The following is a 13,477-nucleotide window of genomic DNA, read 5'->3' as shown; positions in this document are numbered from 1 at the left end:
GGCTCAGGACCCGGCTTGCAGCCGCGCGACGGCCATGAGCACACGTTCGGGCGTGGCCGGCGCGTCAAGGCGGGGGCATTCCCGGTAATCAGCGACCGAGGCAACGGCCATCGACAGGGCCTCGAACACCGAAATTCCCAGCATGAACGGCGGCTCACCGACGGCCTTGGAGCGTTTGATGGTCAGCTCGCGGTTTTCCGACCAATCGGTAAGGTTCACGTTGAAGATGCGCGGGCGGTCTGACGCGAGCGGGATCTTGTATGTCGACGGAGCATGGGTGCGCAGGCGGCCGGCATCGTCCCACCAAAGCTCTTCAGTGGTCAGCCATCCCATACCTTGAATGAATGCGCCTTCGACCTGACCTTTGTCCAGCATAGGGTTCAGCGAACGTCCGACGTCGTGCAGCAGATCCGTCCGATCCACGCGGTATTCACCGGTCAGTGTGTCAATCGCGACCTCTGAACAGGACGCACCATAGGCGAAGTAATAGAACGGGCGGCCTTGTCCTTTGGCCCGGTCCCAGTGGATTTTTGGCGTCTTGTAGAACCCGGCCGCCGACAGTTGCACGCGCGCCAGATAGGCCTGTTTGATGAATGCATCGAAGGCCAGAACGTCTTGGCCGATATGCACCTGATTGGCGTGGAAGACCACTTCCTCTGGCGAGACGTTCCAGGTCTCGGATGCGAACTTCACCAGACGTTCCTTGATCTGTTCGACTGCGTTCAACGCCGCCATGCCATTCAGGTCGGTCCCGCTGGACGCCGCAGTGGCCGAGGTGTTGGGAACTTTTTCAGTCGTCGTCTTGGTAATCTTGATCCGGTTGAAATCGACCTGGAAGGCCTCGGCCACGACCTGAGCAACCTTGGTGTTCAGACCCTGGCCCATTTCGGTGCCACCATGGTTCAGGTGGATCGACCCGTCGTTATAGACATGCACCAGCGCACCGGCCTGATTGTACCAGGTCGCAGTGAAAGAAATGCCGAACTTGACCGGTGTCAGCGCTATGCCTTTTTTCAGAACCGGCGATGTCTTGTTGAACGCGATGATGTCCTGACGGCGCTGGCGGTATTCCGAGGTCTCTTCCAGCTCTCCGACCAGCCGGTCGAGAATGCAGTCTTCGACCTCTTGGTGATACGGGGTCACGTTGCGGTCCGTGGTGCCATAGAAATTGGACTTGCGCACATCCAACGGATCCTGCCCCGTGGCATAGGCGATTTCTTCGATCATCCGTTCCGCCGCGATCACGCCCTGCGGGCCGCCAAACCCACGAAACGCGGTATTCGATACGGTGTTGGTCTTCATCGGGCGACTGTTCAGACGCACATTCGGATAGAAATAGGCGTTGTCCGCGTGAAAAAGCGCCCGGTCGGTCACGGGGCCGGACAGGTCTGCCGAAAAGCCACAGCGCGCGGCAAAGCTGCCTTCGACCGCCTGAATGCGACCTTCATCGTCAAAGGCGACATCATAGTCGATCACGAAGTCGTGGCGTTTGCCGGTTGCGGTCATGTCCTGATCCCGGTCGGGGCGGATTTTGACGGCGCGGTTCCACTTTTTGGCAGCCATGGCCGCCACTGCGCAGAACAGGTTCATCTGGCTTTCCTTGCCGCCAAACCCCCCACCCATGCGACGGACGTTGACCACGACCGCATTGGACGGCACCCCAAGGACATGCGCCACCATGTGCTGCGCCTCGGACGGGTGCTGGGTCGAGCAATGCACCACCACGTCGTCGTCTTCGCCGGGAATCGCAAAGGCGATGTGACCTTCAAGGTACATGTGATCCTGACCGCCAACGCTCATGCGGCCTTTGATCCGGTTGGGCGCGGCCGCCTGAGCCGGTGCCACGTCTCCCCGCTCCAGCTTGAGGGGCGCTGTGACATGCGGGTATCCTGCTTTCTGCGCGGTGATCGGGTCCAACGCGTGGGGCAGGGTTTCGTATTCGATATTTGCCCGTTCCGCAGCGCGGCGCGCGATGTCGCGGGTCTCGGCAATCACGGCAAACAACGGCTGGCCGTGGAATTGTATGGCGTCGGTCGGGAAAACCGGTTCGTCGTTCAGGTGGGTCGGGCTGATATCATTGGCCCCCGGCACGTCATCAGCGGTCAGCACACCGACCACGCCGGGCGTTGCCAGAACGTCGCTGAAATCGATACCCAGAAGCTTGGCGTGCGCGACGTCTGAAACGCCGAGATACGCGTGCAGCGCGCCTTGTGGCAGCGCAATGTCGTCCGTGTAGTCGGCCTGCCCTGTGACGTGCTTGACCGCACTGTCATGGTTTACACTGGTGTGAGCCGATCCAATGATGGAAACGTTGTCTTTCATGTTGTCGTCTCCTGATCAGGCACAAGTCAGTTGAACGGGGGTGTCGGTTGCGTGGTCGTTTTCAAGGAAGAACCGGCGCAGCAGGTTTTGGGCGGTCAGCATCCGATAGTCCGATGATGCGCGCCAATCTGTGAGAGGTGAGAAATCCTCGGCCAGCGCTTCAGCGGCGGCTTCGAAACTTTCGCGTGCCCAGGGTTGGCCGTTCAGCGCCGCCTCGGCTGTCGATGCGCGTTTAGGCGTGGCGGCCATGCCCCCGAATGCAATGCGCACATCGCTGATGATCCCGTCTGTGACGCTCATGTGCAGTCCGGCGGCCACGGAAGAAATATCCTCGTCTCGGCGCTTGGAAATCTTGTAAGCCGCGTCCAGATCATCGGGTCGGGGCAGGGGCACGCGGATGCTTTCGACAAATTCGTCTGGCAGACGGTCCTGCTTGCCATAGTCGATGAAGAAGTCAGCCAGAGGCAGGGTTCGGCGTTCGGAACCGCGCCGCAGAGTGATTTCCGCGCCAAGCGCGATAAGAACCGGCGGCGTGTCCCCGATGGGTGAGCCGTTGGCGATGTTTCCACCGACGGTTCCCAAATTCCGCACCTGCCACCCTGCGATGCGATCCCAGTAGGAGGACAGGTGTGGCAGGTGTTCAGACAGAAGGTCCTGGCAATCGGTGTAGCTGGCGCCGGCACCGATCAGGAGGAGAGACCCCTGTCTTTCGACTGTTTTCAGGTCTTCGAGATGACCGGTGAAAATGGCGGGGCCAATGTCGCGCAGGAACTTGGTCACCCACAGGCCCACATCGGTGGCTCCGGCCACGATCGTTGCGTTTGGATATGCTTGCAGGCATTCGGCAAGATCATCGACGCTGGATGGCAGAATGCTCAGGTTGTTTTCGGGTCCGGAGACCACGCGCCGCCCGTCCTTCAGGGCCGCCAGACGCGCGGTCATGGTTTCGCGTTCGGTGTTCAGATGATCAGATGCCGGGGTGCCGTAGCGGCTGACGGCAATGGCCGCTCGGATGATCGGCTCATACCCGGTGCAGCGGCACAGGTTGCCCTGCAATGCGGTTTCAACCTGCACTTCGGTCGGTTTCGGAGTTTGCATCCAAAGCGCATAGAGGGCCATGACGAAGCCCGGCGTACAGAACCCGCATTGGCTGCCATGGTGATCGACCATCGCCTGTTGAACGGGATGCAGGCGACCATCGGGGCCGGACAGGTGTTCAACCGTGACCACATGGCAGCCATCGACGCAGGCAAGAAACCGGATACAGGCATTGACCGGAGCATAGGTCAGACCAGCGTCACCAAGCCGCCCGACAAGAACGGTGCAAGCACCGCAGTCGCCTTCGGCGCAGCCTTCCTTGGTACCTGTCAGCCGGCGGTCCAGCCGCAGGAAATCCAGAAGCGTCTGGTCTGCCGAAACATTTGCGACGGACACGTCCCGGCCATTCAGGACAAATCGGATGTCGGTGCGATGCGTCATGGAATTCTCCCTCTGCCCCTGCCTTCCGGAGGGTGGTCAGTGGAACCATAGGAGCAAAGATTGAGGTGGAAAATCGCTGCAAACGGCAAATACTTTCAACAGATCGTTGAAAAAGATGGGGCCATGGCGCATTCTTTCGCTGCTGGGAGGATCCAATGTCTTACATCGAAAGTCTGCGTGTTTTTGTCCGAGTGATGGAGCTGGGCAGCATCACCTCTGGCGGGCGTGATCTTCGGTTGACCCCGGCGGTGGCCAGCAAACGGTTGAAAGAGCTTGAAAACCATCTGGGTGTGCGGCTGTTCAACCGAACCACCCGGTCGATGACACCAACCGAAGTGGGGACGGTTTTCTACGATGAAGCCAAGGCGGTCCTGCTGGCGCTTGATCACGCCGAAGCGCGTGTCGCCAGCTTTTCCGACGCGCCTCGGGGGGCGATCCGCATCACCGCGCCTTTGGGTGTCGGGCGCAGAATCGTTGCGCCTCTGGTGCCGGAATTTTCTGACCGCTACCCGGAAACAGAGATTCGCATGCGTCTGTCTGATCGCAAGGTAGACATTCTGGCCGACGGTCTGGATATCGCCTTTTTCATTGGTGAACCCGGCGATTCAACCATGAAACTGCGGAAGTTCGCGGATTGTGATCGTGTTCTGTGCGCTTCGCCCGATTACCTGTCGCAGTTTGGGACGCCCAAAACACCGGATGATTTGCTGCACATGCCCCATAACTGCCTGTTGCTGCGTTATCCAAGGTCTCCGGAATACTATTGGACCCTTCGCACTGACATGGGACCGCGAAAGCTTGAAGTTGGCGGTAAATATGACGCGGATGATGGTGATGTCCTGACCGACTGGGCCTTGGCCGGTCGTGGGATCGTCAACAAGCCGCGCTTTGACGTGCGGGAGTTTCTCGAGGATGGGCGGCTGGTCGAGGTCCTGCCCGAGACGCCCCCCTTGCCAACGATTTTCGGGTGTCTTTATCCGCACAAAAAGCTGCAAGATCCCAAGGTGCGCCTGTTTGTCGAACATATCGCGCAACACAGCAAACGCTTTTTCGCATAAAGAAAACCGGGCATCACGGCCCGGTTCGCTGTCATGGTTTCGCGCGCAGGCGACTATTGGTTTCTGACTTCACGCACCCATGCGATGAGGGTTTGGCGTGCCTCTTCATCCATTTGCACTGCTGATGGTGGCGGCATTGCGTGGCTGATCCCGGCTTGCAGATAGATCTGGTCAGCATGTCGGGCGACATCGCCGGGTGTCTCAAGGTAAACTTTCTTCGGGGCCCATTTCATGGTGCCGTACACCGGCTCGCGGGCGTGGCACATCGAGCAATTGCCCAAGACCGTGTCATAGGCGTCTTCGAAGCCCGCGGCGGACGCATATTTCTGCTCGTATGGCGTCAGCTCGCGCGCTTCGGCGTCTTCCCATGTCTCGGTGTTTCTCACCGACGACAGCCAGGCGATCACGACCATTAGCAGAACCGTCACGCCCCAGGTCCAGTGCGGGCCTTTCCCGGTTGCGTGCATCGTGTTGAAATAGTGACGGATGGTGACGCCCGTCAGAAAGATCAGGCTGGCGATGATCCAGGAATACTCGGTGCCGAAAGCAAGCGGATAGTGGTTCGACAACATCAGAAACACGACCGGCAAAGTCAGATAGTTGTTGTGCGTGGATCGTACCTTGGCGATCTTGCCGTATTTGGCATCAGGTGTCCGACCGGCCTTGAGGTCTTCGACCACGATCCGTTGGTTCGGCATGATCTGAAAGAACACGTTGGCCGTCATGATCGTCGCAGTGAAGGCGCCAAGATGCAAAAGCGCGGCACGACCGGTGAAGATCTGGTTGTAACCCCAGGACATGATCACCAAGATCACGAACAAAAGCAGCATCAGAACGGTCGGGTGATCGCTCAGCTTGGATTTGCACATCTGGTCGTAGAGCAGCCAACCAATGGTCAGTGATCCGCCGGAAATCAGAATCCCCTGCCACAGCGCCAGGTCCACTTTGGTTGGATCCAGAAGGAACAGCTCGCCCCCGACCCAGTATATGATCATGAGTAACGCCGCACCTGACAGCCAGGTCGTGTAACTCTGCCATTTGTGCCAGGTCAGGTGCTCGGGCATGCGTGAGGGCGCAACCAGATATTTGACGGTGTGGTAGAAGCCGCCGCCATGTACTTCCCATTCTTCGCCGTAGGCCCCGTCCGGCAGGGCTGGGTTCGGCTTTAGCATGAGGTCCAGCGCGATAAAGTAGAATGACGCCCCAATCCACGCCATCGCGGTGATCACATGCAGCCAGCGGACGGAAAAGGCGATCCACTCCCACATCACGGCCAAGTCATACATGGCTTTGCTCCTAAGATTCTTTCTTCCGGTTACTCTATGCGAGTGTGTTTTGTTCTGGTATTGCTGGTAAAGACCAAGCAGTATCAAAAAATGCAAAAAAATGTCCTACCTTGATAACATCAGAACCTTTGTCCGGGTCTATGAATTGGGCAGCATGTCCGCCGCGGGCCGTGATCTGAGGGTTTCGCCAGCCGTCACGTCGGCGCGTATATCGCAATTGGAAGAGCATCTTGGCGTGCGTTTGTTCCAACGCACGACACGCAGCCTGACCCCCACCGAGCAGGGAAAATCTTTCTATCGTGGCGCGGCAGAGATCCTAGAAGCAGTCGAAAGTGCCGAAGCCCAGATCGTCAATCTTACCGAAAACCTGAAAGGGTCACTCTATGTCGCGGCGCCTTTGGGGGTCGGGCGTCGGTTGATTGCGCCGCAGGTCCCGAAGTTTCTTGCCGAGTACCCCGAGGTGAACGTTCGGTTAAGGCTTACCGACCGAAAGGTAGATCTGACAACCGAAGGTCTGGACTTGGCATTTTTTCTTGGTCAGCCAGAGGACAGCAACCTGCGTATTCGCAAGATCGCGGATGTCGAAAGAGTGCTTTGTGCATCCCCGAAATACATCAAAAAGCGCGGGATGCCCGAAAGCGGGGACGCGTTGATCGCTGATGAGCACGAATGTCTCAATTTGCGGTTCCCGGGCGCGACCGAGTTTCAATGGCTCTTGAGGACCGATACGGGGCCAAAACGGTTCCGGGTTTCCGGGCGCTACGAGTCAGACGATGGCGACGTGCTGACAGACTGGGCCCTTGGCGGACATGGTATCGCGTTGAAGCCGATTTTTGAGATCGCTCAACATCTCAAGGCCGGGACACTGGTTCCGGTGGCGGAAAAGACGCCGCCAGAACCGATTCAGATGGCATGTCTGTTTACGCACCGCCGTATGCAGGACCCAAAAACGCGGCTTTTCATGGAATTCATAATCGAACGCATCGGGTCGTCGATTGCGGCGGCAAATACGGCCCGGTAGGTCGCTCAGCTGCCGCGATAGGTCGAGTACCCGAAGGGCGAAAGCAGCAGAGGCACGTGGTAATGCGAATGTTCGGACATTCCAAACCGGATCGGGATGACGTTCAGAAAGCGCGGGTTTTCAGGTGGTGTGCCGCAGGCATCAAGGTAATCCCCGGCATGGAAGACAAGTTCGTAGTCACCTGTTGAAAACTCTGCTTCGGGCAGAATTTGTTCGTCGGTCCTGCCGTCGTCATTGGTGACCAGAGTTTTCAGCAACTGGCGGTCTGCACCTTCAATGCGGAACAGTTCGATTTTCAATCCTTCGGCGGGGCACCCCCGGGCCGTATCCAGAACATGTGTTGTAAGGTAACCGGTCATTTGCGCTACTCCTCAAGTTATACAGTTACTAGTCTGATTTCGCATCCAGGAGCAAAGGCAGTCTGCGGGAAGCTGCTTTCTGCATTTTTTGAAAAACATCTTTGATTATCTGGGGTATTGATCAATTCAAGAAGAAGGAAACCGATGTGAAGCCTTATCCACGAGACATGACCGGTTACGGTGGGCAAGTTCCCAAAGCAAACTGGCCGAACGACGCCAAAATCGCCATTCAGATCGTGCTGAATTACGAAGAGGGCGGTGAAAACAACGTTCTGCACGGCGATGCCGCATCCGAAGCGTTTCTGTCCGAGATCACCGGAGCCGCCCCTTGGCCGGGGCAACGGCATTGGAACATGGAATCGATCTATGAATACGGCAGCCGCGCGGGGTTCTGGCGCGTGCATCGCCTTTTGCAGGATCTGCCTGTTACAGTCTACGGTGTTGCAACTGCTTTGGCGCGTGCACCTGCACAGGTTGCGGCGATGAAGCATGCCGGTTGGGAGATCGCCAGCCACGGTTTGAAGTGGATTGAACACAAGGACATGGGCGCAGAAGAAGAACGTTCCCAGATCCGCGAAGCAATCCGCCTGCACACAGAGGTTACAGGTCAGCCGCCCCGTGGTTGGTATACCGGCCGCTGTTCGATGAATACGGTCGAACTGGCCGCCAGGGAAGGCGACTTTGCCTATATCGCCGACAGCTACGCCGACGATCTGCCATACTGGATCAAGGCAGGGGGCAAGGATCAACTGATCATGCCCTATACACTGGACTGCAACGATATGCGCTTTGCAATCCAGGCTGGGTTCACCAATGGGGAACAATTCGAAAGCTATCTGAAAGACAGCTTTGACCTGCTCTATGCCGAGGGTGAGGCGGGCGCGCCCAAGATGTTCTCGATTGGTTTGCACTGCCGTCTGATCGGTCGCCCGGGTCGCGCCATGGCGCTGAAACGCGCACTTGATTATTTCAGAAACCACGACGGTGTCTGGTTCGCAACGCGCGAGCAGATTGCCGACCACTGGGCCAGGGAACACCCACCGGTGCAACGGCTGACCCCGTCCGAAATGGATCGACCAACCTTCGTGTTGGAATTCGGCGGCGTGTTCGAGCATAGCCCGTGGATTGCCGAAGGTGCGTATGAACTGGAACTGGGCCCGACGCATGACAATGCCGCTGGTGTCCACAACGCGCTGGCGCGTGTGTTCCGTTCCGCCTCGCCCGAGCAGCGCCTTGGCGTACTGACAGCCCACCCGGACCTGGCGGGCAAGCTGGCCGCCGCCGGCCGCCTGACCAAGGAAAGCACCGCGGAACAGGCCGGTGCGGGTCTGGACATGCTGACCGATGAAGAACGCGCAACGTTCACGGCGTTGAACGAAGCCTACACGACCAAGTTCGGCTTTCCTTTCATCATTGCCGTCAAAGACAACACCAAAGCCAGCATTCTGGAAGCCTTTCGCCGTCGCATCGACAATGACCGCGACAGCGAATTTGCCGAAGCCTGCCATCAGGTCGAGCGCATTGCCGAATTGCGCCTGATCGAGAAGTTCGCGCAATGACGGCTGCCTTGAAACTCCGCCCCTTGACGTCAGAGGCATTTGCACCTTTCGGCGATGTCATCGAAGCGGCTGGCCAGGTGGACAAGCTTATTAATCAGGGTAAATGCGCCCGCTATCACGACCGGGCCGTGTTGGATTTCCACGATGGGCGCGCGGGTATCAGTGTGTTTCAGTCCGAAGCCTTCAGCCTGCCGATCAAGTTGGAAATGGTTGAACGCCATCCGGATGGCAGCCAAGCCTTTTTGCCTTTGTCGGACAAGCCATTTGTCGTGGTTGTGGCCCCGGATGAAAACGGAACACCCGGGCGGCCCATCGCCTTCAAAACAGCGCCCGGACAGGGAGTGAATTATCATCGCAACACCTGGCATGGCGTTCTGACCCCGCTTCATGCGCCCGGACTTTTTGCGGTGGTCGACCGAATTGGGGCCGGGCCCAACCTCGAAGAGCATTGGTTCGAGGAGGTTTTTGAAATCACAGAATGAGGCGCGTTGCCGGAAGAGGAGCCGGCTGCGAACCTCAAGGGAGGAAAGACCAAATGTCAGATGCATCCATCGGAACGCCGGAACAACTCCGCGATCCGAATTATACTCCGCCGCTGTTGAAGGCGGTGCCGCTTGGAATCCAGCATGTACTGGCGATGTTCGTGTCCAACGTCACGCCAGCCATTATCGTTTGCGGTGCGGCCGGTTTCGGCTTTGGCTCGAACAGCCCCGATTTCCCGCAGATGATCTACATGATCCAGATGTCGATGTTCTTCGCGGGCGTCGCCACGTTGTTTCAATCTGTTGGCATAGGCCCGGTCGGTGCCCGGTTGCCGATCGTACAGGGAACATCGTTTGCCTTCATCCCGATCATGATCCCGCTGGTGGTTGGAAAGGGCGTCGACGCCATTGCCGTTCTGATGGGCGGTATCGTTGTTGGTGGATTGTTCCACGCATTCCTCGGGTTGTTCATTGGACGTATTCGCTTTGCTCTTCCGCCGCTGGTTACGGGCCTTGTGGTGACCATGATCGGCCTGGCCCTTGTCAAAGTCGGCATTCAATATGCCGCCGGCGGTGTGCCCGCCATAGGTACCGAGGAATATGGCTCGGGTTTGAACTGGTTCATGGCCGGAACCGTAATCGTGGTCACGCTTGGCCTGAAATTCTTTGCCCGGGGCATGTTGTCGGTGTCGGCGGTTCTGATCGGACTGCTGGTCGGATACGCCGTGGCCTTCCTGCTTGGCCAAGTGAATCTGGGCAACGTCGGCAACGCGGCATCCTTTGCTCTGCCGAACCCCCTGCATTTTGGTCTTGAGTTCTCGGTCGCGGCCATCATCGGTTTCTGTGCAATGTCTTTTGTTTCCGCCGTTGAAACCGTTGGGGACGTATCCGGTATCACCAAAGGGGGCGCTGGCCGAGAAGCCACCGACAAGGAAATACAGGGCGCGACCTATGCAGATGGTCTTGGTACTGCGATCTCTGGCCTGTTTGGGGCGCTGCCCAACACGTCGTTCAGCCAGAATGTCGGGTTGATTGCCATGACCGGAGTCATGAGCCGCATGGTCGTGACCATCGGCGCGGTTTTCCTGATCGTTTGCGGGCTTATTCCCAAGATCGGGGCGATAATCTCGTCCATTCCGATCGAGGTTCTTGGCGGCGGCGTGATCGTGATGTTCGGCATGGTTGTTGCCGCAGGGGTCTCGATGCTGTCGGACGTGAACTGGAACCGGCGCAACATGGTGATTTTTGCAATCGCCCTGAGCCTTGGGCTGGGTTTGCAGCTGGAACCCAACGCGTTGCAATACTTGCCCGGCACATTGAAGGTTCTGGCGACATCAGGAATCCTGCCCGCCGCCGTCATCGCCATTGTATTGAATCTGGTGCTTCCCGAAGAACTTTCCGACGAAGCGACGGAAGAGGTCTCGGGCGGCATGGCCGGACATGGTCTTGGGTCCATCGAGCAAGACGACCACGTCTGATGCGTTCGGCCTGATACACTGATCTTCCTGGAAAAAACATGAAGCGGCGCGCCTTGGCGCGCCGCGTTTCATTTTTTGGTCACCATTTAATGGAGATCTGCTGTCAAAAGCTCTCCGCCCAAAAGGACCGCCGAGACAATGCCCAAGAAGGTGTCGCCGTCTGGCTTCAGAAATCGACCTCGATCGCGACCCCTTTCCGAACGGCGAGGTCAACCACGGACGCGGCGACCGCAAGATCTTGAAGGCCCACACCCGTGCCATCGAACAGCGTGATCTGATTGTCTGATATCCGGCCCGGATCGGTGCCGTTGATGACCGCGCCAAGCTGCGCCACATCGCTTTCTTGGATCAGGCCTTCGGCCACCGCGTGCTGCGCTTCACCGATGCTGACGGATTGCGCGACTTCGTCCGTGAACACGCTTGCCCTGGCCAGAAGGGCGGCTTCGACTTCCTGTTTTCCTTTAGTGTCCGTGCCCATGCAGGCGATATGAGCTCCGGCGCTGACATGGTTCGCCATCAGCGATGGCGCAAAGGCCGAAGTGATCGAAATGATCACATCCGCCTCAGTCATTTCGTCAAGCTCGACCGCCTGGAACGGAACGCCGGCTTCATTGGCGACCTTCTCGATATTCGGCAGCATTTCAGGGTGGTAGTTCCAGCCAATGACCTTTTCAAAGGCGCGCTGCTCCAGTGCCGCGCGAAGCTGAAAGGCTGCCTGGTGGCCAGCGCCTATCATGCCTATGACCTTGGCGTCCCTGCGTGCGAGATGCTTGATCGATACCGAAGATGCTGCCGACGTTCGAAGGGCCGTCAGAAGGTTCCCGCCGACCATCGCAGATGGCTTGCCCGTGTCGGGGTCGAAAAGAAAAACGGTGGACTGGTGGTTGATCAGCCCGCGTTTTTCCAGATTGTTCGGCCAATAGCCGCCCGCCTTCAGTCCCAACGTCAGGCCGGCGCGGTCAAACCCCCCTTTGAAGCCGTACAGTGCATCTTCGTGCCCGATGGCTTCACGCACGACAGGGAAGTTGTAGGCGTCGCCGGACGCCATTGCGGCAAAGACCTGTTCGACCGCGTCAAAAGCCGCTTGTCGGGTCATAAGGTCAGCGATCTCACGCTCGGGTACGATCAGCATTTCATTCTCCAATCAAACATTCGTGCGCCCGCGTGCCACCGCCGGAAGGAGAGCATACACGCGGGCGGCTGTCTGGCTGCTTCCGAGCCAGCCCTCCCAAACAGAGCAAGTTCGGATCAATAAGCGCGTCCGCGGGCGGATACGGGCCAGACGGTCTCGACCTTGCCGTTGCGAACGCCGACATACCAATCATGTACATTTGCGGTTGGGTCGCAGTGCCCCGGAACCAGCCTGAGCTTGTCGTTGACCTTCAGCACACCGTTCGGGTCCATCACGACGCCGTGTTCGTCCGAACATTTGATGTACTCGACATCATCTCGGCCGAAGATAACGGGCAGACCGCTGTCCACCGATTGCGCCTTGAGGCCCGCATCGACGATCGCCTTGTCCGCCTTAGCGTGGCTCATGACGCTGGTCAGGATGAAGAATGCGTTTTCCCACTCGCCTTGATCGATCCGGTTGCCGTCCTTGTCCAGGATCCGGCCATAATCGGCGTCCATGAAGGCGTAGGACCCGCATTGCAGTTCGTTGTACACGCCCGAGTTGGATTCGAAGTAATATGAGCCGGTGCCGCCGCCCGAGACCAATTCGCATTCGATGCCTTCGGCTTTGAGGCCTTCAACCGCGTCTTTTACCATCGAAATTGCGGTGTCGAGCTTTTCCTTGCGCGCCTCATAGCTGTCGAGGTGCTGCATTGCGCCCTGATAGGCCTGAATGCCGGTGAATTTCAGGTTCTCGGCGGCTTCGACCGCTTTGGCGATTTCGATCACGTCGGATGTTGTCGTCACACCGCACCGGCCAGCGCCGCAGTCGATTTCGACGAAGACCTCCAACTGTGTTCCGTGATCCACCGCTGCGCCTGAAAGATCCGCGACATTGTCCAGATCATCGACACAGACGATGATGCGGCTGCCCAGCTTTGGCAGGCTGGCAAGACGGTCGATCTTGGCGGGGTCACGCACCTGGTTCGACAACAGAACGTCCTTGATGCCGCCGCGCACGAACACTTCGGCCTCTGAAACTTTCTGGCAGCAGACGCCCACGGCGCCTCCGATCTTCTCCTGCAACTTGGCCACGTCTACCGATTTGTGCATTTTTCCATGCACGCGGTGGCGCATGCCGTGCGCCTTGGCATAGTCGCCCATCTTCTTGATGTTGCGTTCAAGCGCGTCGAGATCCAGCACAAGACAGGGGGTCTGGATATCAGCTTCATCCATTCCGGGCTTGGCCGGAATGTCAAAGCCTACTTCGAATTCGTCGAGATTGGTCATATCTTTCATTTCCGTATTCCTATGTCGGGA

Annotated in this window: 11 protein-coding genes; 5 read left to right on the top strand and 6 right to left on the bottom strand. The window is 58.1% G+C overall.

The window, feature by feature from the left end; genetic code table 11:
- Positions 1-3: 3 nt before the first annotated feature.
- On the bottom strand, positions 4-2,322 hold the full coding sequence (gene xdhB, locus GS620_RS05955; RefSeq protein ID WP_171614619.1) for a xanthine dehydrogenase molybdopterin binding subunit: 2,319 nt from the start codon (positions 2,320-2,322) through the stop codon (positions 4-6).
- A 15-nt stretch (positions 2,323-2,337) separates the two neighbouring features.
- Complete coding sequence (xdhA, locus tag GS620_RS05950; RefSeq protein WP_171614617.1) at positions 2,338-3,801, bottom strand: xanthine dehydrogenase small subunit; 1,464 nt, start codon at positions 3,799-3,801, stop codon at positions 2,338-2,340.
- Positions 3,802-3,956: 155 nt separating this feature from the next.
- Between xdhA and GS620_RS05945 the strand changes: the two genes are divergently transcribed.
- Positions 3,957-4,859 (top strand): LysR family transcriptional regulator, encoded by a 903-nt coding sequence (locus tag GS620_RS05945; protein ID WP_171229400.1) that lies wholly within the window; start codon positions 3,957-3,959, stop codon positions 4,857-4,859.
- A 53-nt stretch (positions 4,860-4,912) separates the two neighbouring features.
- Here GS620_RS05945 and GS620_RS05940 read toward each other — a convergent pair whose 3' ends face one another.
- Positions 4,913-6,145: a urate hydroxylase PuuD gene (locus GS620_RS05940; RefSeq protein WP_171614615.1), complete on the bottom strand. Its 1,233-nt coding sequence runs from the start codon at positions 6,143-6,145 to the stop codon at positions 4,913-4,915.
- A 100-nt stretch (positions 6,146-6,245) separates the two neighbouring features.
- Here GS620_RS05940 and GS620_RS05935 point away from each other — a divergent pair, with 100 nt between their 5' ends.
- Positions 6,246-7,166, top strand: coding sequence for a LysR family transcriptional regulator (locus GS620_RS05935; protein ID WP_152460538.1), 921 nt, complete (start codon positions 6,246-6,248; stop codon positions 7,164-7,166).
- 5 nt (positions 7,167-7,171) lie between these two features.
- On the opposite strand, the gene uraH is transcribed toward GS620_RS05935, so the two are convergent.
- Complete coding sequence (gene uraH / locus GS620_RS05930) at positions 7,172-7,525, bottom strand: hydroxyisourate hydrolase (RefSeq protein ID WP_171118073.1); 354 nt, start codon at positions 7,523-7,525, stop codon at positions 7,172-7,174.
- A 146-nt stretch (positions 7,526-7,671) separates the two neighbouring features.
- Here uraH and puuE point away from each other — a divergent pair, with 146 nt between their 5' ends.
- From puuE to GS620_RS05915, 3 genes are read left to right on the top strand one after another with little or no spacing between them, the layout of a single operon-like run.
- Positions 7,672-9,084, top strand: a complete 1,413-nt coding sequence (puuE, locus tag GS620_RS05925; protein WP_371809775.1) for an allantoinase PuuE — start codon at positions 7,672-7,674, stop codon at positions 9,082-9,084.
- Positions 9,081-9,566, top strand: coding sequence for an ureidoglycolate lyase (locus GS620_RS05920; RefSeq protein WP_171614612.1), 486 nt, complete (start codon positions 9,081-9,083; stop codon positions 9,564-9,566). Before puuE ends, GS620_RS05920 begins: the two co-directional genes overlap by 4 nt.
- 53 nt (positions 9,567-9,619) lie before the next feature.
- Positions 9,620-11,044, top strand: a complete 1,425-nt coding sequence (locus GS620_RS05915) for a uracil-xanthine permease family protein (RefSeq protein ID WP_171614610.1) — start codon at positions 9,620-9,622, stop codon at positions 11,042-11,044.
- 166 nt (positions 11,045-11,210) lie between these two features.
- Here the strand turns inward: GS620_RS05915 and bhcD are convergent, their stop codons facing one another.
- Both bhcD and bhcC read right to left on the bottom strand, forming a co-directional pair.
- Positions 11,211-12,176, bottom strand: a complete 966-nt coding sequence (bhcD, locus tag GS620_RS05910) for an iminosuccinate reductase BhcD (protein WP_171614609.1) — start codon at positions 12,174-12,176, stop codon at positions 11,211-11,213.
- A gap of 116 nt (positions 12,177-12,292) precedes the next feature.
- Positions 12,293-13,456, bottom strand: coding sequence for a 3-hydroxy-D-aspartate aldolase BhcC (gene bhcC / locus GS620_RS05905; protein WP_171614607.1), 1,164 nt, complete (start codon positions 13,454-13,456; stop codon positions 12,293-12,295).
- Positions 13,457-13,477 lie beyond the last annotated feature (21 nt).

Origin of the sequence: Ruegeria sp. HKCCD6428 (assembly GCF_013110595.1) — a bacterium.
Lineage (GTDB): Bacteria > Pseudomonadota > Alphaproteobacteria > Rhodobacterales > Rhodobacteraceae > Ruegeria.
The sequence above is the reverse complement of the archived record's forward strand: the minus strand, read 5'-3'. Positions and strand labels throughout refer to the sequence as shown.